Source organism: Caballeronia telluris (assembly GCF_001544495.1).
In the GTDB taxonomy this organism is placed as follows: Bacteria; Pseudomonadota; Gammaproteobacteria; order Burkholderiales; family Burkholderiaceae; genus Caballeronia; species Caballeronia telluris.
Map to the genome: position 1 here is coordinate 60,129 of NZ_FCNZ02000020.1, position 24,392 is coordinate 84,520.

The 24,392-nt window shown below is 66.1% G+C and carries 22 protein-coding genes; 10 read left to right on the forward strand and 12 right to left on the reverse strand.

What is annotated here, in order from left to right; genetic code table 11:
• Positions 1 to 99: 99 nt before the first annotated feature.
• The 4 genes from AWB66_RS23215 (at position 100) to AWB66_RS23230 (ending at position 5,120) form a co-directional block, all read left to right on the forward strand.
• Positions 100 to 1,890 carry an acyl-CoA dehydrogenase gene (locus tag AWB66_RS23215; protein WP_087632454.1) on the forward strand — a complete coding sequence of 597 codons (1,791 nt, stop codon included), beginning with the start codon at positions 100 to 102 and terminating at the stop codon, positions 1,888 to 1,890.
• A gap of 14 nt (positions 1,891 to 1,904) precedes the next feature.
• Positions 1,905 to 2,813, forward strand: coding sequence for a 3-hydroxybutyryl-CoA dehydrogenase (locus tag AWB66_RS23220; protein ID WP_268811161.1), 909 nt, complete (start codon positions 1,905 to 1,907; stop codon positions 2,811 to 2,813).
• Positions 2,814 to 2,819: 6 nt separating this feature from the next.
• Positions 2,820 to 4,112, forward strand: coding sequence for an NAD(P)/FAD-dependent oxidoreductase (locus tag AWB66_RS23225; RefSeq protein ID WP_087632456.1), 1,293 nt, complete (start codon positions 2,820 to 2,822; stop codon positions 4,110 to 4,112).
• 90 nt (positions 4,113 to 4,202) lie between these two features.
• Positions 4,203 to 5,120 carry a LysR family transcriptional regulator gene (locus tag AWB66_RS23230; protein WP_087632457.1) on the forward strand — a complete coding sequence of 306 codons (918 nt, stop codon included), beginning with the start codon at positions 4,203 to 4,205 and terminating at the stop codon, positions 5,118 to 5,120.
• A 13-nt stretch (positions 5,121 to 5,133) separates the two neighbouring features.
• Here AWB66_RS23230 and AWB66_RS23235 read toward each other — a convergent pair whose 3' ends face one another.
• On the reverse strand, positions 5,134 to 5,376 hold the full coding sequence (locus AWB66_RS23235) for a hypothetical protein (RefSeq protein WP_087632501.1): 243 nt from the start codon (positions 5,374 to 5,376) through the stop codon (positions 5,134 to 5,136).
• Positions 5,377 to 5,651: 275 nt separating this feature from the next.
• Here AWB66_RS23235 and AWB66_RS23240 point away from each other — a divergent pair, with 275 nt between their 5' ends.
• Positions 5,652 to 6,557, forward strand: coding sequence for a DMT family transporter (locus tag AWB66_RS23240; protein ID WP_087632458.1), 906 nt, complete (start codon positions 5,652 to 5,654; stop codon positions 6,555 to 6,557).
• A gap of 7 nt (positions 6,558 to 6,564) precedes the next feature.
• On the opposite strand, the gene AWB66_RS23245 is transcribed toward AWB66_RS23240, so the two are convergent.
• From AWB66_RS23245 to AWB66_RS23255, 3 genes are all read right to left on the reverse strand, one after another.
• The gene (locus AWB66_RS23245) at positions 6,565 to 7,221 is read right to left on the reverse strand and encodes an ankyrin repeat domain-containing protein (protein ID WP_087632459.1); all 657 of its coding nucleotides are present in this window, start codon (positions 7,219 to 7,221) and stop codon (positions 6,565 to 6,567) included.
• A 7-nt stretch (positions 7,222 to 7,228) separates the two neighbouring features.
• Positions 7,229 to 7,798: a c-type cytochrome gene (locus AWB66_RS23250; RefSeq protein ID WP_087632460.1), complete on the reverse strand. Its 570-nt coding sequence runs from the start codon at positions 7,796 to 7,798 to the stop codon at positions 7,229 to 7,231.
• A gap of 61 nt (positions 7,799 to 7,859) precedes the next feature.
• Complete coding sequence (locus AWB66_RS23255; protein WP_087632461.1) at positions 7,860 to 9,605, reverse strand: pyrroloquinoline quinone-dependent dehydrogenase; 1,746 nt, start codon at positions 9,603 to 9,605, stop codon at positions 7,860 to 7,862.
• Between the two features lie 339 nt (positions 9,606 to 9,944).
• Between AWB66_RS23255 and ydiK the strand changes: the two genes are divergently transcribed.
• Both ydiK and AWB66_RS23265 read left to right on the forward strand, forming a co-directional pair.
• On the forward strand, positions 9,945 to 11,099 hold the full coding sequence (gene ydiK, locus AWB66_RS23260; protein WP_087632502.1) for an AI-2E family transporter YdiK: 1,155 nt from the start codon (positions 9,945 to 9,947) through the stop codon (positions 11,097 to 11,099).
• Between the two features lie 237 nt (positions 11,100 to 11,336).
• Positions 11,337 to 11,882 (forward strand): DUF6572 domain-containing protein, encoded by a 546-nt coding sequence (locus tag AWB66_RS23265; protein WP_087632462.1) that lies wholly within the window; start codon positions 11,337 to 11,339, stop codon positions 11,880 to 11,882.
• A 97-nt stretch (positions 11,883 to 11,979) separates the two neighbouring features.
• On the opposite strand, the gene AWB66_RS23270 is transcribed toward AWB66_RS23265, so the two are convergent.
• From AWB66_RS23270 to AWB66_RS23285, 4 genes are all read right to left on the reverse strand, one after another.
• A complete protein-coding gene (locus tag AWB66_RS23270; RefSeq protein WP_087632463.1) occupies positions 11,980 to 12,699 on the reverse strand; it encodes a hypothetical protein in 720 nt (239 codons plus the stop codon).
• 101 nt (positions 12,700 to 12,800) lie between these two features.
• Positions 12,801 to 13,922, reverse strand: coding sequence for an enoyl-CoA hydratase/isomerase family protein (locus AWB66_RS23275; RefSeq protein WP_087632464.1), 1,122 nt, complete (start codon positions 13,920 to 13,922; stop codon positions 12,801 to 12,803).
• Between the two features lie 14 nt (positions 13,923 to 13,936).
• The gene (locus AWB66_RS23280) at positions 13,937 to 15,643 is read right to left on the reverse strand and encodes an AMP-binding protein (RefSeq protein WP_087632465.1); all 1,707 of its coding nucleotides are present in this window, start codon (positions 15,641 to 15,643) and stop codon (positions 13,937 to 13,939) included.
• Between the two features lie 31 nt (positions 15,644 to 15,674).
• Positions 15,675 to 16,808: an acyl-CoA dehydrogenase family protein gene (locus tag AWB66_RS23285; RefSeq protein ID WP_087632503.1), complete on the reverse strand. Its 1,134-nt coding sequence runs from the start codon at positions 16,806 to 16,808 to the stop codon at positions 15,675 to 15,677.
• Between the two features lie 179 nt (positions 16,809 to 16,987).
• Here AWB66_RS23285 and AWB66_RS23290 point away from each other — a divergent pair, with 179 nt between their 5' ends.
• Positions 16,988 to 18,010: an AraC family transcriptional regulator gene (locus tag AWB66_RS23290; protein ID WP_087632466.1), complete on the forward strand. Its 1,023-nt coding sequence runs from the start codon at positions 16,988 to 16,990 to the stop codon at positions 18,008 to 18,010.
• Positions 18,011 to 18,083: 73 nt separating this feature from the next.
• Positions 18,084 to 18,245, forward strand: coding sequence for a hypothetical protein (locus AWB66_RS34075; protein WP_200819047.1), 162 nt, complete (start codon positions 18,084 to 18,086; stop codon positions 18,243 to 18,245).
• 7 nt (positions 18,246 to 18,252) lie between these two features.
• Here the strand turns inward: AWB66_RS34075 and AWB66_RS23295 are convergent, their stop codons facing one another.
• Complete coding sequence (locus AWB66_RS23295) at positions 18,253 to 18,912, reverse strand: hypothetical protein (RefSeq protein WP_087632467.1); 660 nt, start codon at positions 18,910 to 18,912, stop codon at positions 18,253 to 18,255.
• Between the two features lie 287 nt (positions 18,913 to 19,199).
• Complete coding sequence (locus AWB66_RS23305) at positions 19,200 to 20,495, reverse strand: MFS family transporter (protein WP_087632469.1); 1,296 nt, start codon at positions 20,493 to 20,495, stop codon at positions 19,200 to 19,202.
• A 262-nt stretch (positions 20,496 to 20,757) separates the two neighbouring features.
• Here AWB66_RS23305 and AWB66_RS23310 point away from each other — a divergent pair, with 262 nt between their 5' ends.
• The gene (locus AWB66_RS23310; RefSeq protein WP_087632470.1) at positions 20,758 to 21,780 is read left to right on the forward strand and encodes a DUF2891 domain-containing protein; all 1,023 of its coding nucleotides are present in this window, start codon (positions 20,758 to 20,760) and stop codon (positions 21,778 to 21,780) included.
• Between the two features lie 6 nt (positions 21,781 to 21,786).
• Here AWB66_RS23310 and AWB66_RS23315 read toward each other — a convergent pair whose 3' ends face one another.
• Complete coding sequence (locus AWB66_RS23315) at positions 21,787 to 22,725, reverse strand: SMP-30/gluconolactonase/LRE family protein (RefSeq protein WP_087632471.1); 939 nt, start codon at positions 22,723 to 22,725, stop codon at positions 21,787 to 21,789.
• 60 nt (positions 22,726 to 22,785) lie between these two features.
• Positions 22,786 to 24,363 (reverse strand): aldehyde dehydrogenase (NADP(+)), encoded by a 1,578-nt coding sequence (locus AWB66_RS23320; protein WP_087632472.1) that lies wholly within the window; start codon positions 24,361 to 24,363, stop codon positions 22,786 to 22,788.
• Positions 24,364 to 24,392 lie beyond the last annotated feature (29 nt).

Consider the following 24,392-nt stretch of genomic DNA (forward strand, 5'->3'; position numbering starts at 1 on the left):
CGGATATCGGCGATTGCGGCGTATGAAGCTAGGATGAGGCAACCGCATCGCATGGCATGGGTCAGAGTCGTGCGGGCAGCCCCCAATTGGAGACACAGGATGAGCTATACCGCACCGCTGAAAGAAATGTTGTTCGTCATGCGCGACCTCGCCGACATGACAAAAGTCGCCACGCTTCCCGGTTTCGAAGACGCAAACCTCGACACCGCCCAGGCCGTCCTCGACGAAGCCGCGAAGTTCAACGGCGAAGTGCTGGCACCGCTCAACATCGAAGGCGACAGGCATCCGAGCACCTGGGCGAACGGCGAAGTCACGACGACGCCCGGTTTCAAGGACGCGTTTCGCCAGTTCGGTGAAGGCGGCTGGCAAGGCGTGATGCATCCGGTCGAATACGACGGACAAGGCCTGCCGAAGCTGATCGCGACGCCTTGCATCGAGATGATGAATGCCGCGAACATGTCGTTTGCGCTGTGTCCGCTGCTGACCGATGGCGCGATCGAAGCGCTGCTGACGGCCGGCACGGATGCGCAAAAGCAGCTCTACGTGCCCAAGCTGATTTCAGGCGAATGGACCGGCACGATGAACCTCACCGAGCCGCAAGCAGGCTCCGATCTCGCGCTCGTGCGCACGCGCGCCGAGCCGCAGGGCGACGGCACGTTCAAGGTCTTCGGCACGAAGATCTTCATCACCTACGGCGAACACGACATGGCGGACAACATCGTCCATCTCGTGCTCGCGCGCACGCCGAGCGCGCCGGAAGGCGTCAAGGGCATTTCGCTCTTCCTCGTGCCGAAGTTCATGGTGAACGAAGACGGCTCGCTCGGCGAACGCAACGACGTGCGCTGCGTGTCGATCGAGCACAAGCTCGGCATCAAGGCGAGCCCGACCGCCGTGCTGCAATACGGCGATCACGGCGGCGCGATCGGCTACCTGATCGGCGAGGAGAATCGCGGCCTCGAATACATGTTCATCATGATGAACGCGGCGCGGTTCGCGGTCGGCATGCAGGGCGTCGCGATCGCGGATCAGGCGTATCAGAAGGCGGTCGCTTACGCGAAGGATCGCGTGCAGAGCCGCCCCGTTGATGGCTCCGCGAAGCAGTCGGTCGCGATCATCCAGCATCCGGACGTGCGCCGCATGCTCGCCACGATGCGCTCGCTGACCGAAGGCGCCCGCGCGCTCGCCTACGTCGCCGCCGCGCACAGCGACTTCGCCCACCATCATCCCGACGAGCAAGTTCGCGCGAGCCATCAGGCGATCTACGAATTCCTGGTGCCGATCGTGAAGGGCTGGAGCACGGAAATGTCGATCGACGTCGCGAGCCTCGGCGTGCAGGTGCACGGCGGCATGGGCTTCATCGAGGAAACGGGCGCCGCGCAGTACTACCGCGACGCGCGCATCCTGACAATCTACGAAGGCACGACGGCGATCCAGGCCAACGACCTGATCGGCCGCAAGACGGTTCGCGACGGCGGCGCGACCGCGCAGACGTTGCTCACGCAGGTCGATCAGACCATCGCGGCGCTCGAACACCACGACGGCGCAGCATTCGATGCGATGCACCGCCACCTGAAAGCGGGCCGCGAAGCGTTCGCGAACGTGGTCGAGTTCATGGTCCAGAATACGAAGCGCGATCCTAACGCCGTGTTCGCCGGCAGCGTGCCGTACCTGAAGCTCGCGGGCATCGTGCTGTCGGGCTGGCAGATGGCGCGTGCGTTGCTCGTCGCGAATGAAAAGCGCAGCGAGGACGAAGCCTTCTACGGCGCCAAGATCGCGACCGCGCATTTCTTCGCCGACCACATCCTGCCGCAAGCCGTCGCGCTCGAAGCGTCGATCGTCAGCGCGAAGGGCAATGAGGGCGTGCTCGCGCTCGACATCGACCAGTTCTGAAGCCGCGCTGCGTGATTTTCGCTGGGTACAATGACCAGCCACATTCACAGGCATCCGCAAAGGAGCAACGCATGAAAATCGAAACAGTCGGCATCGTCGGCGCCGGGACGATGGGCAACGGCATCGCGCAGATCGCGGCCGTCGCGGGCATGAAGACCATCATGATCGACGTCACCGATGCGGCGCTCGCCAAGGGTGTCGCCACGCTGACCGGCAGCCTCGATCGCCTCGTCTCGAAGGACAAGCTCGATGCCGCGACGCGCGACGCCGCGCTCGCGCGCATCGAAACGTCGACGGACTATCAGCGCCTCGCCGCCGCCGACATCGTGATCGAAGCGGCCACCGAAAACACCGATCTGAAGATCCGCATACTTCGCCAGATTCAGGACGTCGCCCGGCCCGGTGCGATCATTGCGTCGAACACGTCGTCGATTTCGATCACGACGCTCGGCGCGACGCTCGACCATCCCGAGCGCTTCATTGGCATGCACTTCTTCAATCCGGTGCCCCTTTTGCCGCTCGTCGAAGTGATTCGCGGCGTGCAGACGAGCGAAGCCACCGCCCATGCCGTGCGCGAACTGACCGAGCAACTCGGCAAGTCGCCCATCGGCGTGAAGAACGCGCCGGGCTTCGTCGTCAACCGCATTCTCGTGCCGATGATCAACGAAGCGTTCTTCGTGCTAGCCGAAGGCATCGCGACGCCCGAGGAAATCGACGCGGGCATGCGTCTCGGCGCCAATCATCCGATCGGGCCGCTCGCGCTAGCGGATCTGATCGGACTGGACGTGTGTCTCTCGGTGATGGACGTGTTCCTCAAGGACTTCGGCGATTCGAAATATCGCGCGTGTCCGTTGCTGCGCGAACTCGTCGCGGCGGGACATCTCGGACGCAAGACCAAGCGCGGCGTGTATCAGTACGACTAACGACCGATGCTCGCCGAGCCGCACAACTACTATCACGCCACCGCGCGCGACCGGACCGCGCGGCCGCCGCTTTCGGGCCATGCCGATGCGAAAGTGTGCATCGTCGGCGGCGGGTTCGCGGGCATCAACACGGCGCTCGGACTGGCCGAACGCGGCGTCGGCGATGTCGTGCTGCTGGAATCGCATGACATGGGACGCGGCGCGTCGGGCAGGAACGGCGGCTTCGTGTTCGGCGGCTTTTCGCTCGGCGAGGAGACGCTGATCGACGAACTCGGCGCTGACCAAGCGCGAGCGCTCTACGCGGGCACGGTGGCATCGGTCGAACTGATCCGCGAGCGGATCGCGCGCTACGGCATCGAATGCGGCGTGGAGGACAGCGGCGTGATCCTCGCGAACTGGTTTCGCGACGAATCCGCGATGCTGCGCCGTCAGCGCGTGCTGAAAGAACACTTCGGCGTCGAGTGGGACTATCTGAGCCGCGGCGAGATGCGCGAACGCATTCGCAGCGAACGCTATCACTCGGGCCTTTTCGAACCGAACGCGCTGCATTTTCATCCGCTCGATTATCTGCGCGGACTGGCGCGCGTCGCCGAAGCGCGCGGCGTGCGATTGCACGATACGTCGCCGGTCGTTTCGCTCGCGCGCGACGGCGCCGGCTGGATCGTGCGCACGGCGGGCGGCAGCGTCCGCGCGGAACACGTGGTGCTGTCGTGCGGCGGCTATCTCGCCGGACTGCGCCGCGAGATCGACGCGAGCATCCTGCCGATCGCCACCTACATCCTCGTCACGGAGCCGCTCGGCGACCGTCTGCATGACTGCTTCGGCACGCGCGCGGCGGTGTACGACACGCGCTTCGCCTTCGACTACTATCGCCCGCTCGCCGACACGCGCATTCTCTGGGGCGGACGCATCTCGGTGCGAGACCGCTCGCCGGCGCAGGTCAAATCGCTGCTGACGGCGGACCTGCTCAAGGTATTTCCGGCGCTACGCGACGTGCGCATCGACTACGCGTGGTCCGGCCTCATGAGCTACGCACGGCATCAGATGCCGCAGATCGGCCAGACCGACACGAACCTCTGGTTCGCTCAGGGCTTCGGCGGACACGGCGTCGCGCCGACGACCCTCGCGGGCGAAGCGCTCGCCTCGGCCATCGCACAAGGCGATGCCGGCTGGAAAGCGTTCAGCCGCTACGGCCTGGTATCCGCGTTCAAGCCGGCCGGATTGATCGCGGCGCAGTTGAGCTATACGCGCGCGCAACTGAAGGACCGCTACAGCGAGTTCATCGAAGCGATCTTTTGAGCGCAACGCGCGCGACTTCGTATTTGTCACATCGACGAAGCTCCGGCTTGCGATACGATCGCCGGGTTATCTCGTTCGATGGAGTCGAACATGTTGTCCGAGGACGAACTCGCGTTACTCGATGCCATCCGCGAAACCGGGAGCCTGTCGCGCGCGGCGGCGCGTCTCGGCAAGGCGCCCTCGACGATTTCCCATGCCGCGCGGCAACTGGAAACCCGCTTCGACGCGCTGCTCTTCGACCGTCGCCGCTACCGTCTGCAACTGACGCCAGCCGGGCAACTGCTCGCGGACGAGGCGTCGCGGCTGATGCTCGACGTGTCGCGGATGACGCAGCGCGTGCGCCAGATCGCGAGCGGCTGGGAAGACCGGCTGTGGATCGTCTCCGACGAAATTCTCGAATTCGACTCGCTGCTGCCCGTGATCCGCGCGTTCGACGCGCTCGATTCGGGCGTCACGCTGCGCTTCACGCACGAAGTCCTGAGCGGCACCTGGGAAGCGTTGCGCGACGGCCGCGCGGACCTGATCGTCGGCGCAACCAACGAGCCGCCCGCCATTCCCGGGCTGCGCTGGTTCGAACTCGGCGTGATGGAATGGGTGTTCGCGGTGTCGCCGCGTCATCCGCTCGCCAAGGCCGATGGCGCACTGAGGCGCGAGCAGATTTCGGCGCACCGGGCGGTCGTGGTCGCGGATTCGTCGCGTCTGTCGGCCGGGCGCGCCTACGGCCTGCTCGGCGGACAGGCGACGCTCGCCGTGCCGAGCATGCGCGCGAAGGCGCTTGCGCAGCGCAACGGACTTGGCGTCGGGTGGTTGCCGAGACAGCGCGTGGCGTCGCTTCTTGCAAGCGGCGAACTCGTCGAAAAAACGACGGCCGATCCGCGCGAGCCCAACGTGCTGTACGTCGCGTGGCGCGGCGACCACGAAGGCCGCGCGCTCCAATGGTGGCTTGAACAGTTGCGGCAGCCGCGGCTCGCGAAGCGGCTCGTGCAGGGCCTCGACATGTTTGCCTGAACCGCGCCGACGCTCACAGCAGACGCGGGTCCTGTGCCGGATGGGCCGGCGACACCGGCCAGCCCGGCAAATACAGGTCCTTGAAAAACGAGCCGCCCGGATAAGGCAGCGAGGACGACGGCGCGAGGCCCGGGAACGGCGAGTCGCCGGGCGTGTCCGGCCGGGTCAGATAAGCGATGCCGCCGCGCATGGCGGACATCGCATCGCGATCCATCGTTTCGACGACGGGCAAATCAGCGATCGTCAGCGTTTTCATGACAGGTCTCCTCGAGAGGGGTTGACTGGTGACGCACGGGCGCGCCGCCTGAGCGATCGTTTGCATGTCGCGTGCCATCCTGTCGAAAATGCGTTGCTTGCGGCGCTTCATCGAATTTTCGTGCGCGATGCACGCTTCATAAGGCGATTCCAACGTGCAGACGTCCCTTCGCCGCCGCCCGGCCAACGACAGTCCACCGGGCCGATGTCTGCGCGCACCAGACACGCGCTCGCCGTGGCCCTTATAGTAGACGTCCGTTCCTTTCCGCCGCCGACATGTCTCCGAGCACCGCGCCCGCCAGCGCCGCCCCGCCGTGGCTGAAGATCGCGCCCGCCCTGTTCCTGCTGCTGTGGTCGAGCGGGTTCGTCTTCCTCAAGCTCGGACTCGCCTACGCCGATCCGCTGACGTTTCTCGCGCTGCGCTACGCGTGCGTGGTCGCGATTCTCGTCGTGCCGTTCATCGCGATGAAGGCGCCGCTGCCCGCCACCCGCGCGGCGTGGCTGCATCTGGCGATGGTCGGACTGCTGATCCAGGCGGGCTATTTTGCGTTCACGTACCTGAGCCTGAAGGCAGGCAGTTCGGCCGCCGAAGCGGCGCTCATCACGTCGCAGCAGCCGATCCTGATCGGTCTGCTGGCGCCGGCGATCGCCGGCGAGCGCGTCGATGCGGTGCGCTGGACGGGGCTCGCGCTGGGCGTTGCGGGCGCGGCCATCGTGATTCTCTCGCGCTCGTCGGTGCATGCGAGCGCGCCGCTCGGCGTCCTGTTCGCCGTGCTGGCCCTGCTTTCGATGGCCGCCGGCACGCTCTACGAAAAGCGCTTCGGCCAGGCGACGCATCCGGTGACGGCCAACCTCGTGCAGTATTCGGTCGGGCTGGCGGTGTCGGCGCCGCTCGCCTTTTTGCTCGAACCGATGCGTATCGCGTGGAGCCCGGGACTGTTCGGCTCGCTGGCGTATCTCGTGCTGGCGAATTCGATCGTCGCGATCACGCTCTTTCTCGCGATGATCCGTCACGGCGAGGCGTCGCGCGTGTCGGCGCTGTTCTTTCTCGTGCCGCCTTCGACGGCTGTCATTGCGTTTCTCGTGCTCGGCGAGCCAATTCCTCCGCTCGCGTGGGCCGGCATGGCGCTCGCGGCGCTCGGGATTTTGCTCGTGATGCGAAGCGGCGTCAGGCGTAAGTGAGCGAGCATCATCTGTCGGACAGGACCACCGCCGCATGCGCCGATCCCGTCTGCACGGCGATGTCCTTCGCCGTCATCCCGCGATCGTCCCGCAGGTCGCGATTGGCACCGCGCGCGAGCAGCAGCGACACCGTCTGCGCCTGGTCGTAACCCGCGGCCCACATCAGCGCGGTCAGATGATTGTGATAGGCCGCGTTCACGTCGATGCCCGCATCGAGCAGTTGCTGCACCACCGCGGTATGCCCTTTCCCCGACGCATATTCGATCGCCGTCTTGCCGACCCGGTCAGTCGCGCTCACTTCCGCGTGACGCGCGAGCAGCAAGCCGACGATTTCCTCGTTGCCGTCGAAGGCGGCGGCCATCAGCGGCGTGATGCCCTGCACGTCGGCATGGTTCACGTTCGCGCCGCGTTCGATCAGCATCCGCGCCATCGGCGTGAGCCCCTTCTTGCACGCGCTGATGAGCGCCGTATCGCCGATGCGGTTACGCGAATCGATCGACGCGCCCTGCTCCAGCGTCCGCGCGACGCCCGTCTGGTCGCCCGCGCGGACCGCGCCGAGCAACTGCTCGTTCAGGCTGTACGCATCCTGCGCCGCCGACGCGCCGCTCGCGCTCCACGCCGCCAGCAGCAAAACAGCGACGCACCCGCTATGTCGAAGGCTCATGTCGAAGTCACTGGATATTGGCAATGTAGTTCGCCAGGTTTTCGATGTCGCTGTCCGAAAGCGTCTTGGTGACGCTCGTCATGCTGCCCGCGTCGTTGGTGCGCCGCCGCGCGCGGAAGTCCTCCAGTTGCTTCACGATGTACTGATAGTGCTGGCCTGCGATACGCGGAATCTCGTTCTGCCCCGAGAAGCCGCCGAGATGACACATCGTGCACAGCACTTCCTCCGACTTCTTGCGACCCGCGTCGACTTTCACCGAATCGGCCTTGAACGCGATCGTTGCGGGCGGTTGCGCGGCGAAGTAGTCGGCGAGATCGTGCATGTCGTCGGGCGAGAGGTTCGCGGCCATCGGGCTCATGCGCGGATCGCTGCGCCGTCCGGCCTTGAAGTCGCGCAATTCGAGGTAGAGATAGCGCGCGGTCTGCCCGGCGAGGACCGGATACTCGGGATTCGTCGAATGACCCTCGGGACCGTGGCACGCCGCGCAGACCACGGCCTTCGCCTTGCCCGCCTCGGCGTCGGCGCGCGCGGCGGCAGGCAGCGCGAGGCACGCGGCGGCGAGCACGCACGCAAACATGCACGCGAGCGCGCGCGCACCGGCAGAAGGCAATCGCTTCGGACGCAAGGTCAACGCTGGCTCAGGGCAGCGCAAACACGACGAGCGCGTTGCCGCGCTTGAAGTCGAGCTGGGTGTTGCCGCCCGCCGCCACCGCGATGTACTGCTTGCCGCGCACCGTGTAGGACACCGCTGGCGCATTCACGCCCGCGCCGCACTGGTACTCCCAGAGCGTCTTGCCGGTCGCGGCATCGAAGGCGCGAAAGAGGCCGTTGCCCTCGCCGTTGAACACGAGCCCGCCCGCGGTCGCGAGGACGCCGCCGATCAGCGGCTGTTCCGTCTTGACGCCCCACGCGATCTTGCCCGTATCGACGTTCACGGCGACGAGCCGGCCCCACTGCTCTTCGGACGGAATCGTCTTGAACGCGCCGCCGAGCCACAGCTTGCCGCCGGGATAGTCGACGCTTTCGACCTGATACGTCATCGGCTGATGCAGGTTCGCCGCATAGGCCATGCGCGTCTTCGGGCTGAACGCCATCGGCGACCATTCGACGCCGCCGTTCGCGCCCGGCAGCATCCGCGCGCCGTTCGCCGTCGGCAGGGTCCAGACGCCCTCCTGCGGGATCATCGCCTCCGACACGCGGATCAGCCGCCCGTCGCGGCGGTCGTGCACGTAGACGAAGCCCGTCTTGCCGCCGTGAATGATGCCGGGAATCGTCTGGCCGTTCTTGTCGCGCACGTCGACCAAGATCGGCGGGCTCACCGCGTCGAGATCCCACACGTCGTGCGCGACGTACTGGTAGTGCCACTTGTACTTGCCGCTGTCGAGATCGATGGCGACGAGCGAATCGGTATAGAGATTGTCGCCGGGACGAATCGCGCCATGCAGGTCCGGCGACGGATTGCCGACCACGAAGTACACGGTATGCGTCTGCCGGTCGACCGCGGGCGCCATCCATACGCCGCCGCCGAGCGTCTTGTAGAAGTCGCCGCCCTTCGAGGCGAGCTGCTGTTTCTCCGCCGCGATGTCGCGCTTCATGTTGCGGCCGGCGGCGTCGTTTTCGGCCCAGACGCCTTCGTGGCCCGTTTCGGGAATCGTGTAGAAGGTCCAGAGCAACTGGCCGGAGTTCGCATCGAACGCCTTCACGAAACCGCGAATGCCGTACTCGCCGCCGTTCGTGCCGATCAGCACCTTGTCGTCGACGACGACGGGCGCCATCGTCTCCGAGTAGCCGAGTTCGGGGTCCGCGATCTGCGTCTGCCAGAGGACCTTCCCCGTCTTCGCATCGAGCGCGACGAGCTTCGAATCGAGCGTGCCCATGTAGAGCCGGTCGCCGAGAATCGCGACGCCGCGGTTGTTCGGGCCGCAGCAGAAGGTCGTGACGGGCCCCATCTTGTGCTTGTAATGCCAGAATTCCTTGCCGGTGACGGCGTCGATCGCGTAGACGTGGTTGTACGACGTCGTCAGGAACATCACGCCATTCGAGACGATCGGCGCCGTCTCCATCGATTCCATCACCGCGGTCTGGAAGATGAACGCGGGCCGCAGCTTCGCGACGTTGGTTGTGTTGATCTGCGAGGCGGGCGCGTAGCGCGTCTCGGCGTAGGAGCCGTTCGAGTGCAGCCACGACGACGCGTCGCTCGCGGCGGCATCGAGTTGCCGCTGCGTGATCGGGCGTAGCATGTCGGGCATCGGCGCGGCTTGCGTGGTCGCCGTGTTCTGTATTTCGTCGGCGGCCCGCGCGGGCGTGGTCCAGATCAGGCTGCCGGCGCCGGCGCAGGCGCCGCAGAGGAACAGGGGGAAAAGTGTAGTGCGGAACCCGGCCATGACAGTCTCCCGATCGCTATTGTTTTACTTCGGTCTGACGACGGTATGCGACGGCGGTGCGGCGGTGCGGCGGTGTGTCGAGTGCGCGGCAATTTTCCAGGATCGCGCGAGACTCGCGTTAGAGAATAGGCAATTTGAACCAGCTTTTCCAGACGTAGTTAATACTCGGACCGATAGGCGCACAAAAACGCGCAAGCGTAAGGCACCTGTTGGTTGCCATGCATTTCCCCCGATTTTTAGTAGTATGGATTGGAAGCGCCGACGCCTGATTCGCCGCATTTCACGCAAAGCGCGCATCGGGTACGGCACAATGCAGCGCCGTCCTTGAAGGTATCCAAATTGAATCCCCGCCAGCCCGTCGACATCGCCCGCATCCTGCTCGTCATCGTGATTCTCTCCGCGCTGACGATCGGCAGCCTCTACGTCCTGCGGCCGTTCCTGCCGGGCCTCATCTGGGCGACCACCATCGTCGTCGCCACCTGGCCGATGATGAAAGCGATCCAGCGCCGCTGCGGCAACCGCCGCTGGATCGCCACCACGATCATGCTGCTCATGCTGCTGATCGTGATCGTGCTGCCGCTCTATCAGGCGATCTCGACGCTCGCGCTGCATGGCGGCGAGATCATGGCGGCCATCAAGGGCCTGCCCGCCTACGCGCTGCCGCCGCCGCCGGGCTGGATCCACGAAGTGCCGCTCGCCGGCGCGCGCATCGCGCACGAATGGCAGACGCTCTCCGACGCCGGCCCCGGCGGCCTGCTCGCCAAGATTGAACCCTACGTGACGATCGCCGCGCGCTGGATGCTGCAGCATGCGGCCGTCGTCGGCGTGTTCGTCATTCACATGTTCATTACCGTGATCATCGCGGGCATTCTGTATATGCAGGGCGAACACGCCGGCCACTTCATCACGCGTTTCGCCACGCGCATTGCCGCGCAGCGCGGCGCCGAAGCCGTCAAGCTCGCCGGGCTGTCGATCCGCGCGGTGGCGCTCGGCATCGTCGTGACGGCGGTGACGCAGTCGGCGCTCGGCGGCATCGGGCTGTGGATCGCGGGCGTGCCGGCGGCGGGCATTCTCACGGCCTTGATGCTGATGTTCTGCCTCGCGCAGATCGGGCCGCTCCTGCCGCTGCTCGGCAGCGTCGCGTGGCTCTTCTGGCACGACGCGCACGTGGCCGCGATCCTGCTGCTGATCTGGTCGATCATGATCGCGATGCTCGACAACGTGCTGCGCCCGCTGCTCATCAAGCGCGGCGTGAACCTCTCGATGCTGCTGATCCTCTCGGGCGTGCTCGGCGGCATGTTCGCGTTCGGCATCGTCGGGCTGTTCATCGGGCCGGTGATCCTCGCGGTCACCTCGACGATCCTCAACGCGTGGATCAACGAGCAGCCGCCGCTCCCGCAAGTCGAGCCGGCGATCGGCCAGCCGGTTTCTTCCCCGGCGGCGCTCGGGGCGAACGACGCCGCGAGTCCGCCCCGCCATCCGCGTGACGCATGAAGCGCCGATCCCTAACAGGCGAATCGGCTCGGAACAAGGGATCGAATCGCAAACTCGACGTCAAGTTTTGCAATCTACCGAGCGGATTTAAGAGTTATCCCATGGATCGTTTCCCGAATCGATTCAAGCGCTTAACGAGATGTTGCATTCACGCCCGCGCGGCATATTTAGGATGGCGTAGTCCATTACAATACGCGCCTTGCTTATTTGCCCGTTCGCGGGCGCGGGAGAATCGCCATGTCTTTGCACGACGTGGACTCCATCGATTACATCGGCGTCAATATTCTTTTCAGGCACGTCTACGTCGGGATCTTCGACGATCTTGACTGGGACGACGAAAGCACGCATTTCGCCTTGCTGACGAAGAAAATCGATCGGTACACACAGTACATTCGCTCCGGCCAGCTGCTGGCCGCCTACCCGGAGGTGCGCGGCTACGGCATCGTGTTCGAATACGTCGCGACGTGGCCCATGACGGCATCGGCCAGGCGGTTCTGGAAATCGCGCGAACAGATCATTCGCAGCGCCGGTTACGAGGTGCGCAGCCGCACCGTCGACGTCCGGCCGGTGCTGCGCGGCGAAGCGTCGCGCGACACGGCGGCGCAGCCGGACGCGGACGAGGAGACGGCCGAATCGCTTTATGTAGCCAAAGCCGACGCCGAAGTCACCGCGATGCCGCGCATTGCGCCGTTGCTGTCGTTGCCGGCGCCGGCGATTGGCGCGCCCACCGGGCTCGGCCGCGCGCCCATGTCGCTGCCTCTGCTGGCATCGATGCGTCGGTGAGCGTTTCCGGGACGCGAAGCACACGAAAAACGGCGAAACCCTGCGGGTTTCGCCGTTTTTTTACGTCCGCGCACAGTCGACGCCCCGCGTCGGGCGCTTATCGCACCATGCTAAGCGCCGAAGCCGCGCTGCCCGGCACCGCGATGCCATTCGCCTTCGCGTACTGCACGGCCTGCGACAGCGTCGCGACGAGCGACTGAAACTGCCCCGGCGCCGATTGCGCGATATAGGTCGCGGCCTGCGCCGTCGCCGGATTCGAACCCGCCTGCACGAGCGACGTCAGGCTCATCGTATTGCTCACCGCGCCGAGATCGGATTGCAGCCCCGCATACTGGCTCACGCCCTTGCCGAGCGACGCGAGGCCGTCGCTGAACGCCTGCTTGTTCACGCTGCCGGCCGCAGGCGCCGCCGATCCGCCCGCGAACGCCTGCATCAGCGACTGCGACACGGTCTGCTGCGTCCCGCCGAGTTGCGACAGCATGCTCGCGCTCGGCAGCGCGCCCGTCGCGCCTGAACCGCCCGCCGCGTTCGCGAGCATTCCCGCCGCCGATTGCGCCTGGCTCGCGACGCCCGTCATGCCCATCGACGAAGCAAGGCCCGACTGGCCCGCGAGCACCTGCTGGTTCGCGCCCAGATAGTTCTGCACGAGCGAATTGAGCGCGGACGGCTGCGCCGTCCCGTTCGCCCCGTTCGCTGCCGGCTCCGCCTTGTTGCCGCCGAAGCCGAACTGCTGGAGGTTGAGTTGCGCCTGCGAGGCCGCGGGCGCGATCAGCGCGCCCGCAATCAGCATTGCGATCCAGGATGAACGCTTCGCCATAGTAGGAATCTCCCTTGATTTGTCCGTTGAACGATCGAATGCCCGTTCGACCGGAGGACCAATCCGCGGTTCGTCCCGTTTACATTTGCTTGCGAATTTCTTCAGTCGATTGCGCCTAAGTCCGCGAGCGGATGCGTGTCGCGCCGCCACGGTGAAGCGAGGACGTGCTGCAAGCGTTCCGCGCGCACTTCCGCGAGCGTCGCGGGCGCCCAGCGCGGCCGCTGGTCACGGTCGACGATCAGCGCGCGCACGCCTTCGCAAAAATCGCCGTCGCGGATCGTGCGGTACACGATGCCGAGTTCCATCCGGAAGCAGTCGGCGAGCGTCATCTGGCGGCCGCGCAACAGCGCGTGATACGTGACTTCGAGCATCGTCGGCGAGTGACTCGTGAGCGCGCCGAGCGTAGCGTCTATCCATTCCGACGCGCTCGCCTGCCGCAACCCCTCGACGATGCGCTCGACGCCGCCCGCCGCGCCGAAATAGCGCCTGATCTGCGCGCGATGCGCTTCGAGCGGCGCGTCGCGTTCGACGTTCGCGGGCGGCACGAACACGCGGCGCAATCCGTCGAGCGCGCTTTCCGATGCGTCCCAGCGCAGCGCGTCGAGCCGCGCGGCGAAACCGTGCAGCCACGCCGACGGCACGCAGACATCCGCGAGACCGTACGCGAGCGCATCCGCGCCCGAGAGCATCGCGCCCGTCAGCCCCGCGTACAGTTCGACGTCGAGCGGCATCCGGCGCATGAAATGCGTCGCGCCGACGTCGGGCAGCATGCCGATGCGCGTCTCGGGCATCGCCATCTTCGTGCGCTCGGTGACGACGCGCAACGCAGCGCCCTGCGCGAGCCCCATGCCGCCGCCCATCACGATGCCGTCCATCAGCGCGACGACCGGCTTCGGAAAATGATGGATCGCGTAGTCGAGCCGGTATTCGTCGACGAAAAAGCGCAGCCACGGCGTCTCGCGCGCGGTGTCGTTGCGCGCCGAATCGTAGAGCGCGCGGATGTCGCCGCCCGCGCAAAACGCCTTTTCGCCCGCGCCGCGCAGCACGACGGCGGCGATCGCGTCGTCGCTCTGGCAGCGTTCGAAGGCTTCGGTCAGCAAACGGATCATGTCGTGCGACAGCGCGTTCAGCGCGCGCGGCCGGTTCAGCGTGACGACGGCCACGCGATTGACGATCTCGAAGCCGATTTCCGGCTCGTCCTGCACCACGTTCTGTGTGCTCATTCGTTCAAGATTCCTTATTCGGCTTTTGCGTTCTGACGCAGTTCGGGGAAGTCTTCTTCCCAGAATTCGAATTCGCCCCGCGCCGCGCCTTCGACGCGCGCCGCTTCCTGGCGCCGCAGTTCCACGCGGCGGATTTTCCCGGAAATCGTCTTGGGCAATTCCGCGAACTCGATGCGCCGGATGCGCTTGTAGGGCGCGAGCCGTTCGCGCGAAAACGCGAAGACGCTGCGCGCGACGTCCGGTCCGATCGTGAAGCCGTGCCGCACCGTGACGAACGCCTTCGGCACCGACAGCCGCAGCGCGTCGGGACTCGGCACGACCGCCGCTTCCGCGATCGCTTCATGCTCGATCAGCACGCTTTCGAGTTCGAACGGGCTCAACCGGTAGTCGGACGACTTGAACACGTCGTCCGCGCGGCCGATGTAGGTGAAATAGCCGTCCGGCGTGCGCGCGGCAACGTCCGACGTGCGGTAGTGGCCGTCGCGCATCGCGTTCGCGGTGGCGGCGGGATTGTCGGCGTAACCCGTCATCAGGCCGAGCGGCGGCTCGTCGACGGGCAGCGCGATCTCGCCCTCGTCGGCGGGATGGCCGTCGGGATCGAGCAGCGTCACGCGATAACCGGGCAGCGGCCGGCCCATCGATCCGGGCACGACGCGCTGTCCCGGCGTGTTCGCGATCTGCGCGGTGGTTTCGGTCTGGCCGTAGCCATCGCGGATCGGCACGCCCCACGCCGCCTGCACGCGCTCGACCACTTCGGGATTCAACGGCTCGCCCGCGCCGACGATCTCGCGCAGCTTCACCTCATACGACGCGAGCGGTTCCTGCACGAGCATGCGCCAGACGGTCGGCGGCGCGCAGAGCGTGCTGACTTCGTGGCGCACGAGGATGTCGAGCGTCTTCGCGGCGTCGAAGCGGCTGAAGTTGTAGATGAACACGCACGCGCGCGCGTTCCACGGCGCGAAAAAGCAGCTCCACGCGTGCTTCGCCCAGCCGGGCGAACTGATATTCCAGTGGACGTCGCCGGGTTGCAGGCCGATCCAGTACATCGTCGACAGGTGGCCGACCGGGTAGCTCTGATGCGTATGCGCGACGAGCTTCGGCTTCGACGTCGTGCCCGAGGTGAAGTACAGCAAGTACGGATCGACGGCGTTCGTTTCGGCATCCGCAACAAACGCCGGCGACGCTTTATACGCTGCATCGAAGTCGAGCCAGCCTCCGCGTATTCCGCCCACGGCGATGCGTAGCGACGGCACGTCGACGTCGTCGAACTTCGGCAATTCGTTGCCATCGACGATCACGTGCTGCACGCGTCCTAGTGCGATACGGTCACGCAGATCGGCGCTGGCGAGTTGCGTGGTCGCGGGCAGCACGACCGCGCCGAGCTTCATCGCGCCGAGCATCGTGTCCCACAGTTCGACGCGATTGGGCAGCATCAGCAGAATCCGGTCGCCGCGCGCGACGCCCAGACCGCGCAGATGATTCGCGACGCGCGCCGAGCGCTCGCTCATCTGCGCGAACGAATAGCGCGTCTCATCACCGCTTTCGTCGACGATCGCGAGCGCCGGCGCGTCGTTGCCTTCTGCCATCGGATCGAAATAATCGAGTGCCCAGTTGAATCGATCGAGCACCGGCCATCGGAAGTCGCGGTAGGCGGTGTCGTAGTCGGTGCGGTGGCGCAGCAGGAAGTCTCTTGCGTCGATAAAGGCGTCGGCCGAGGTCATCTTGTCTCCAGTTTTTTGTATAAATTCATGCCTACAGTTGCCGCGCGATCACCATCCTTTGCACTTCGCTCGTGCCCTCATAAATCTGCGTGATGCGCGCATCGCGATAATGCCGCGCGACCGGATAGTCCTCCAGGAACCCATAGCCGCCGTGGATCTGGATCGCGTCCGAACAGACGCGCTCGGCCATCTCCGACGCATAGAGCTTCGCCTGCGACGCCTCCGACAGACACGCAATGCCCTCGGTGCGCATGCGCGCCGCGTGCAGCACGAGCAAGCGCGCGGCGTTCAGTTGCGTGTGCATGTCGGCGAGCATGTTCGCGACAGACTGATGCTCGTGGATCGGCCGGCCGAACTGCACGCGCTCGTGCGAATAGGCGCGCGCCGCATCGAACGCCGCGCGCGCGATGCCGAGCGCCTGCGCCGCGATGCCGATGCGTCCGCCCTCCAGATTCGACAGCGCGATCTTTAAGCCCTCGCCGCGCGCGCCAAGCAGGTTCGCGGCGGGGATCGCGCAGTCGTCGAAGGTGATCGGGCACGTATCCGACGCGCGGATGCCGAGTTTGTGCTCCGGCGGACCGACGTTGAAGCCGGGCGTGCCGGTCGGCACGATGAACGCTGAAATGCCCTTCTTGCCGAGTTCCGGGTCCGTGACGGCGAACACGATTGCCAGCCCCGCGCGCGCGCCGTTCGTCACGAACTGCTTGCTGCCGGAGATGACCCACTTGCCGTCGCGCTCGATCGCGCGCGTGCGCAGGTTGTTCGCCTCCGATCCCGCCTGCGGCTCCGTCAGGCAGAACGCGCCGATCACCTCGCCGCTCGCGAGCGTCGGCAGATACTCGGCTTTTTGCGCGTCGGTGCCGAATTTGAGGATCGGCCCGCAGCCGACCGAGTTGTGCACGCTCATCAGCGTCGCGCACGAGGCGCAGCCCGCCGCGATCTCTTCCATCGCGAGCGCGTAGGCGGTGTAGTCGCTGTAGGTGCCGCCGAGTTCCGCCGGCACGATCATGCCGAGCAGGCCGAGTTCGCCCATCTGGCGGACGACCGAATCGGGAATCTTCTTGTCGCGGTCCCATTGAGCCGCGTTTGGCGCGAGCACTTCGCTTGCGAATTCGCGAGCGGCGTCGCGGATCATGCGCTGCTCTTCGGTGAGAAAACTGTCGATCATGGAGGGCTCGCTAAAGAGGTGAAGGCGCCGGAGGTCGATGGTTTACACTTTTGCCCCACTGTCGGCGGGACCGCGCGGCGACGCTCGTGCGAACGAGTCTAGGCAATCGCGGCGCGTTAGCCGATGCCCAAAACGATCATGCTATCTGAGCGCTTTCGCCACCCTTTCGCCACCTAGTGACAACCCCAACCCACAAGCCCGCGCGTGAACGCGGATCGATTTCGGTGCGCCTCGTCGCCGAGGCGTTGCGATGCGCCGAGGCGCGCGGTGTAGAGCGCGAGTCGCTGCTCGCCGCCGCCGACATTGCGCCGGCCACGCTGGCGTCGCCGCGCGCGCGCGTGTCGCCGGCACAATACGGCAAGCTGTGGAACGCCATCGCCGATGCGCTCGACGACGAATTCTTCGGCCAGGACCGCCACCCGATGCGGCGCGGCAGTTTCGTGCTGCTGAGCCACGCGTCGCTCAGTTCGCGCGACGGTGCGCAGGCGCTTTCGCGCATCGCGAACTTCCTGCGCCTCGTGCTCGACGACCTCGCCTTCGAACTCGACATCGACGCGACTCGCGTGCGCATTCGCCTGATCGACCGCGACGAGCCGAAAAGCATGTTCGCGTATGCGACCGCGTTCATCCTGATCTACGGTTTGTTGTGCTGGCTGGTCGGGCGGCGCATTCCGGTGCTTTCGGCGCATCTGCGCTGCCCGGAGCCGGCCGCGAGCGACGAATACCGCCTGATGTTCTGCGACGACCTCGTCTTCGACGAGCCGCGATCCTATGTCGACCTCGCGCCGGAATGCGCCCGGCTGCCGGTCGTGCAGACGGTGGCGTCGCTGAAGACGTTCCTGCGCGAAGCGCCCGCGAACTTCCTCGTCAAGTACCGCAATCCCGATTCGCTCGCGGCCCGCGTGCGGCGCCGCCTGCGCCAGCTTCCGCCAGCCGACTGGCCCGACAGCGACCGCGTCGCGGCCGCGCTGAACATGGCCGAGGCCACGCTCAGGCGTCATCTGAAGCAGGAAGGCGTGACCTATCAGGCGATCAAGGACGACTTGCGGCGGGACCTCGCGATCTCGCGTCTCGCGGATACGAGCGAAACCATCGCCGAGATCGCCGATGCGCTCGGCTTTGCCGAACCGAGCGCGTTTCGCCGCGCGTTTCGCAAGTGGACGGGCGTGCGGCCCGCCGACTACCGGCGCGCGGGATAGCGCCCGCACGTCGACTGCGGGCGCGAGAAGGCGCTGCTATAGTGAAAGTTCCGGATCTTCAGAGGAGCGCATCATGACGAAGCCGAATCACGCTGGTCCACCGAACGAGGCGCCCGCATCCGACGCGCCGCCCACCGACGACGATCTTCTGGACGAAGCGCTGGAAGAAACCTTTCCGGCAAGCGATCCGATCGCGGTTCATCCGGAGCGCAAAGACAAACCCGCCGAGCGATAAGCCGCTTTCAGCCGTCGTCGAGACCGGACAGCAGCGCCGCCAGTTTCTCGACGTGCTGAAGCAGCAGTTTCTTGTGCTTGTCGATCTGTTCGAGACGGCCGGAGAGATCGGCGCGGGCGGCATCGGAAAGGCGTTCGGAGGCGAGCAGTTCTTCCGCCTTGGGCGTCATGTTGTCGAGCTGGACGAGCGTCAGTTGCCGCTCCACGCGCCGCAAATCCTGCACGAGCAGTTCGCGGTTGCGCCGGAACACCAGATCCCTTCGATGCGTTTCCGCCTGTTGCAACGCCTGATCGGCGATACGGCGCGTCGCTTCCGTCTGCGACAGGAGCGGTTCCGGGCCGCGCAGCACCGGGCGCTTCGGCGCCGGGTGAGCGGTGCCGCGAAACACCGCGACGGGCGTTTCCTCGTCCATGGCGCGCTGGGCGGCGGCGGGAACGTCGGCGGGGCCGTGGCGCTGGTCCATCCAGTGCGGCGGCAGGCCCATCACCGTTTCCACGCCGCGCACGAATTCCTCGCTGAAATCGCGCCGGCCCGCCACGATCAGCTTCATGTGCGACGGCGAAAAGGTCATCATCCGCGCAAGCCGCGACGCACCGCCCGCCGATCCGGTCAGCATGTCCAGGTTCGCCTTCCACACGTGATACAGCGATTCGTCGAAATCTTCCATGGGCTAGTCTCCAAGCAGACGGACACTTGCAGGTGCAATCCGCGGGATCGCCCGATGGGCGAAGCCGCGCACATCCGTGTCCAGGTCGGGCCCGCGCGCCGCTGGCGTTTACAGCACAATCTTACCGTCATCGCGCACGCGCCCGCTCACGATGTTGCGGAGATCATCCGCCTTTCCTGTCGCGGCAACAACGTCCGCGTTGCGCGAAGCCCCGTGCGCACCGCATAAAAACGACAACGCACGGCGCGAAGGCCGTGCGTTGTCGATGCAAGCGGACGAATCCGCCATCAGGGTTCGTTACGCAAATACCCTTCCTTGCTCGGATCGCGCATCCAGAACGACACGAGGAACGAGATGAAGCACAGGACCGTGACGTACCAGTAGAACGTCGATTCGCTGCCGATCGATTTCATGTAGAGCGCCACGTATTCCGCCGATCCGCCGAACACCGCGTTCGCCACCGCATACGAGAGCCCGACGCCCAGCGCGCGCACTTCCGGCGGGAACATTTCCGCCTTGATGAGGCCGCTGATCGACGTATAGAAGCTGACGATCGCGAGCGCGACGATCACGAGCACGAACGCCGTCACCGGGCTCTTCACGTCCTTGAGCGCGTGCAGGAGCGGCACCGTGCCGATGGTCGCCAGGCCGCCGAAGAAGAGCATCGAGGTGCGGCGCCCAATGCGGTCCGACAGCGCGCCGAAGAGCGGCTGCATGATCATGTAGACGAAGAGCGCCGCGGTCATCACGTTGCTGGCGGTCTTCGCGGGCATGCCGGCCGTGTTCACGAGGTACTTCTGCATGTAGGTCGTGAACGTGTAGAAGATGAGCGAGCCGCCCGCCGTGAAGCCGACCACCGTCAGGAACGCGCGCTTGTGCAACATCAGGCCGCGCAGCGTGCCGGCTTCCTTGCGCTGGCGCGTCTCGGCGGTCGTCGTCTCGTCGAGCGACTTGCGCAGGTAGAGCGAGACCAGGGCCGCGCACGCGCCGATGAAGAACGGAATGCGCCAGCCCCACGCCTTCAGCTCTTCCGTCGAGAGGAACAGTTGCAGCACGACCAGAACCAGCAGCGCGGCGAGCTGTCCGCCGATCAGCGTCACATACTGGAACGACGCGAAGAAGCCGCGCCGGCCCTTGAGCGCGACTTCACTCATATAGGTCGCGCTCGTGCCGTATTCGCCGCCGACCGAAAGACCCTGGAACAGACGCGCGAGCAGCAGGAAGAACGGCGCCCATGCGCCGATCGTCGCGTAGGTCGGCAGGAAACAGATCACGAGCGAGCCGCCGCACATCATCAGCACGGAGATCATCATCGCGTTGCGGCGGCCGTGCTTGTCGGCGATGCGGCCGAAGAGCCAGCCGCCGATCGGGCGCATCAGGAAGCCCGCCGCGAACACGCCGGCGGTATTGAGCAACTGGGTGGTGGCGTTGCCGCTCGGGAAGAACGCGGCCGAGAAGTACAGCGCGAGGAACGAGTAGATATAGAAGTCGAACCATTCGACGAGATTCCCGGACGAAGCGCCGACGATCGCGAAGACGCGCCGCCGGGTGTCTGCTGCCTGTGAAACGGTAAGGTCGGTCATGCTGTATTCGTTCCTTGTCGCATGTTGGAATAGCGGTACGGGCCGCGGTCGTTGCCGGTCGTCGACGGAAAAGGACCGGGTCGGCGCTCTGCTGGCGTTCGGGCGGAAGTTTACGACGATAGCGGCAAAGGGCATTGAAACCATTGGTAGGTGATTACCCCTATTCGGGCGATTTATTGCTTATTTATCGACTTCTTGTCGATAAAGTGTCGGCTTCAGATTTTGCGCGACACTTCCTTCTCTCCGGAACGACGACACGCCCATGAACACCCGATCCCCCATCGCACTGGACGAAGCGCTCGCGTCGAAGTTCGCGCGCGTCGCGCTCGGACACCTGACGCGCGAATATCCGAACAAGCTCGATCACGTGATGGCGAGCGCCGCCGACGTAGAGAGCCCGCGCGCGCTGCATCCCGTCTTCTATGGCAGCTACGACTGGCATTCCTGCGTGCACGGCTACTGGCTGATCGCCCGGCTTTATGCGCGCTTTGCGCACTTGCCCGAGGCGCCGTCGATCCGCGCGGTCATCGACGAACACTTCACCGAGGCGAACGTCGCGCGGGAAGTCGCGTATCTGGAGCGCCCGGCCGCGCGCGGCTTCGAGCGGCCCTACGGCTGGGCGTGGCTGCTTGCGCTTGCCCGCCAGTTGCAGTCGATGTCGTCCGCGGAGGGCAAGCGCTGGGCATCGACGATGCAGCCGCTCGCCGACGCGTTCGTCGCGCGCTTCACCGAATTCCTGCCGAAATCGACGTATCCGCTGCGGGTCGGGACGCACTTCAACATGGCGTTTGCGCTGTCGCTGGCGATCGGCTATGCGCGGCAGATGCGCGATAGCGCGTTCGAAACGCTGCTCGTCGATACGGCGAAGCGCTGGTATCTGCACGACGAGGCATGCCAGGCGTGGGAGCCGGCCGGCGACGAATTCCTGTCGCCCGCGCTGATGGAGGCGGAACTGATGCGGCGCGTGCTGCCGGCGGACGAATTCGTCGGCTGGTTCGACCGGTTCCTGCCGGAGCTCGCCGCGCGCGAGCCCGCGACGCTCTTTGTGCCGGCCACCGTCACGGACCGCAGCGACGGCAAGCTCGCGCATCTCGACGGGCTGAACCTGAGCCGCGCGTGGTGCCAGCGGTCGATCGCGCGGGCGCTGCCGGCGGGCGATGCGCGCATCGCGCTGCTCGACGCCGCCGCCGACGAGCATCTCGCTTTAGGCATCGCGCACGTCGCGGGGGACTACATGGGCGAGCATTGGCTCGCGACGTTTGCGCTGCTTGCGCTGGAAGCGTGAAGCGTCTTACGCGCCCCGAACGCCCTGCGTATTGACATAGAGCGCATAAAGCCCGTGGCTCGCGGCCATGAACAACCGATTCCGATGCCGCCCGCCGAAGCACACGTTCGCGCACCGCTCGGGCAGCGCAATATGTCCGATCGGCTCGCCTTGCGGCGTGAAGACCCGAACGCCGTCGAGTTCCTCGGTGCCCATGCCCCAGCCGCACCAGAGATTGCCGTGCACGTCGACGCGAAAGCCGTCCGGCGTGCCCGGCCCGGCATCGATCGCCTCGCGCCGGTTCGCGAGCCGCCGTCCGCCGTCGACAACATCGAACGCGTAGATCTTGCGCGGCACCGAACGCGACTCGACCACATACAGCACCGACTCGTCCGGCGAAAACGCGAGGCCGTTCGGCCCGACGAAGTCGTCGATCATCAAACTCACCTCGCCGTTCTGCCCGTCGACGCGATACACGCCCGGCTTCAGTTGCGGCTCGGCCCGTTCGCCTTCGTAGAAGCCGTCGATGCCAAAGGTCGGATCGCTGAACCAGATCGAGCCGTCGGATTTCACGACCACGTCGTTCGGTGAATTGAGCGGCTTGCCGTCGAAGCGGTCGGCGAGCACGGTGATCGACCCGTCGTATTCGGTGCGCGTTACGCGCCGCGTCAGATGCTCGCAGGAGACGAGCCGTCCTTCGCGGTCGCGCGTGTGGCCGTTCGCATTGTTCGACGGCTGACGGAACGTGCCGGTTTCGCCCGTCGCTTCGTCCCAGCGCAGGATGCGGTTGTTCGGGATGTCGCTCCACAAGAGATAGCGGCCGTCGCCGAACCAGACCGGCCCCTCCGACCAGCGCGCGCCCTGATAAAGACACTCCACCGACGCCGACGCGATCGTGAGCGCCTTGAAGCGCGGATCGAGCACGCGCACGGCGGGATCGGGATAGCGGCGTTCCTGGCCCATCATGATGTCGTCTCCTCAAATGAAAAGCGGGCGCCGGGCGCCCGCTCTTTGCGGTTATGAAAGTCAGTTCGGCCCGAGTTCGCCGTCCCGCAGACGCCACAGGTTGAGCGGATTGTCGTCGGAAAGCGCTTGCGGCAGCAAGGCCGCCGGCAGGTCCTGATAGCAGACCGGCCGCAGGAACCGCTCGATCGCCAGCGCGCCGACCGAGGTCGAGCGGCTGTCGGAGGTCGCCGGGAACGGTCCGCCGTGGACCATCGCGTACGACACCTCGACGCCCGTCGGAAAGCCGTTCGCGAGAATCCGCCCTACCTTGCGTTCGAGGATCGGCAAAAGGCGCTTCGCGAACTCGAAGTCGTCGCTTTCGAGATGCAGCGTCGCCGTCAACTGGCCTTCGAGATGACGCGCGACCGCGAGCATTTCGTCCTCGTCGGCGCACACGACGATCAGCGAAGTCGGTCCGAAGATCTCGTCTTCGAGCGGCGGCGTCGCGAGAAACTGCTCGGCGCTCGCCTGATAGAGCGCGGGCAGCGCGCCGCACGACGCGTCGGTCTTGGCGCCCGTCGCCACGCGCTCGATGCCGGTCTTGTCGCGCGCTTTCACGCCGTCCGCGTAAGCGGCGGCGATGCCCGCCGTCAGCATCGTCTGCGCGCCCTTTTTCTCCAGCGCGGCCGACGCGGCGTCGATGAACTCCTGCAGGTGCGGCCCTTCCAGCGCGATCACGAGACCCGGATTCGTGCAGAACTGGCCGACGCCGAGCGTCACGGAATCGACGAAACCGGTGGCGAGCGTGTCCGCGCGCGCGGCGAGCGCGCCCGGCAGCGCGAAGAGCGGATTGACACTGCTCATTTCGGCGAACACGGGAATCGGCTCGGCGCGTTTCGCGGCGATGTCGATGAGCGCGAGGCCGCCGCGCCGCGAGCCGGTGAAACCGACCGCGCGGATCGCCGGATGCGCGACGAGCGCCTCGCCGATCGCGTTGCCCGCGCCGACGACGAGCGAGAACACACCTTCGGGCAGGCCACTGTCGGCGACCGCTTTCTGGATGGCGCGCCCGACGAGTTCCGAGGTGCCGAGATGCGCCGGATGCGCCTTCACGACGACGGGACAGCCCGCCGCGAACGCCGACGCCGTGTCGCCGCCCGCCACCGAAAACGCGAGCGGAAAGTTGCTCGCGCCGAACACGGCGACCGGCCCGACCGGAATCTTTTGCAGACGCAGATCCGGACGCGGCAGCGGCTTGCGATCCGGTTGCGCGGAATCGAGCGTCGCGCCGATCCAGCGCCCCTCGCGCACGAGCGACGCAAACAGCTTCAACTGGCCGATCGTGCGGGCGCGCTCGCCTTCGATGCGCGCCTTCGGCAGCGCGGACTCGACGCTCGCGCGCTCGATGAGCGCGTCGCCGAGCGCGAGGAGGTTGTCCGCGATGGCTTCGAGAAACTCCGCGCGGGTTTCGAGCGACGCGCGGCGAAACGGGTCGAACGCTTCCTCCGCCAGTTCGCAGGCGCGCGCCACTTCCGCCGCTCCGCCGCCGCCGAACGCGGGCTCCAGTTCGGTGTTGCGGGCCGGGTCGAACGCCCGGAGCGTGGCGTCCGAGCCTCGCAGCGCGCTCGCGCCGATCAGCATTTCTCCGGTGATCTTCATCTCTTGCTCCTTCAAGGCGCCGGCGTGAC

Excerpts from the sequence above, each read along its gene's own strand:
- AWB66_RS23305 (WP_087632469.1), bottom strand. The coding sequence starts at position 20,495 with ATGACCGACCTTACCGTTTCACAGGCAGCAGACACCCGGCGGCGCGTC.
- AWB66_RS23225 (WP_087632456.1), top strand. The coding sequence starts at position 2,820 with ATGCTCGCCGAGCCGCACAACTACTATCACGCCACCGCGCGCGACCGG.
- AWB66_RS23315 (WP_087632471.1), bottom strand. The coding sequence starts at position 22,725 with ATGATGGGCCAGGAACGCCGCTATCCCGATCCCGCCGTGCGCGTGCTC.
- AWB66_RS23235 (WP_087632501.1), bottom strand. The coding sequence starts at position 5,376 with ATGAAAACGCTGACGATCGCTGATTTGCCCGTCGTCGAAACGATGGAT.
- AWB66_RS23250 (WP_087632460.1), bottom strand. The coding sequence starts at position 7,798 with ATGTTTGCGTGCGTGCTCGCCGCCGCGTGCCTCGCGCTGCCTGCCGCC.
- AWB66_RS23295 (WP_087632467.1), bottom strand. The coding sequence starts at position 18,912 with ATGGAAGATTTCGACGAATCGCTGTATCACGTGTGGAAGGCGAACCTG.
- AWB66_RS23270 (WP_087632463.1), bottom strand. The coding sequence starts at position 12,699 with ATGGCGAAGCGTTCATCCTGGATCGCAATGCTGATTGCGGGCGCGCTG.
- AWB66_RS23215 (WP_087632454.1), top strand. The coding sequence starts at position 100 with ATGAGCTATACCGCACCGCTGAAAGAAATGTTGTTCGTCATGCGCGAC.
- AWB66_RS23265 (WP_087632462.1), top strand. The coding sequence starts at position 11,337 with ATGTCTTTGCACGACGTGGACTCCATCGATTACATCGGCGTCAATATT.
- AWB66_RS23240 (WP_087632458.1), top strand. The coding sequence starts at position 5,652 with ATGTCTCCGAGCACCGCGCCCGCCAGCGCCGCCCCGCCGTGGCTGAAG.
- AWB66_RS23245 (WP_087632459.1), bottom strand. The coding sequence starts at position 7,221 with ATGAGCCTTCGACATAGCGGGTGCGTCGCTGTTTTGCTGCTGGCGGCG.
- AWB66_RS23230 (WP_087632457.1), top strand. The coding sequence starts at position 4,203 with ATGTTGTCCGAGGACGAACTCGCGTTACTCGATGCCATCCGCGAAACC.
- AWB66_RS23320 (WP_087632472.1), bottom strand. The coding sequence starts at position 24,363 with ATGAAGATCACCGGAGAAATGCTGATCGGCGCGAGCGCGCTGCGAGGC.
- AWB66_RS34075 (WP_200819047.1), top strand. The coding sequence starts at position 18,084 with ATGACGAAGCCGAATCACGCTGGTCCACCGAACGAGGCGCCCGCATCC.
- AWB66_RS23255 (WP_087632461.1), bottom strand. The coding sequence starts at position 9,605 with ATGGCCGGGTTCCGCACTACACTTTTCCCCCTGTTCCTCTGCGGCGCC.
- AWB66_RS23280 (WP_087632465.1), bottom strand. The coding sequence starts at position 15,643 with ATGACCTCGGCCGACGCCTTTATCGACGCAAGAGACTTCCTGCTGCGC.
- AWB66_RS23310 (WP_087632470.1), top strand. The coding sequence starts at position 20,758 with ATGAACACCCGATCCCCCATCGCACTGGACGAAGCGCTCGCGTCGAAG.
- AWB66_RS23275 (WP_087632464.1), bottom strand. The coding sequence starts at position 13,922 with ATGAGCACACAGAACGTGGTGCAGGACGAGCCGGAAATCGGCTTCGAG.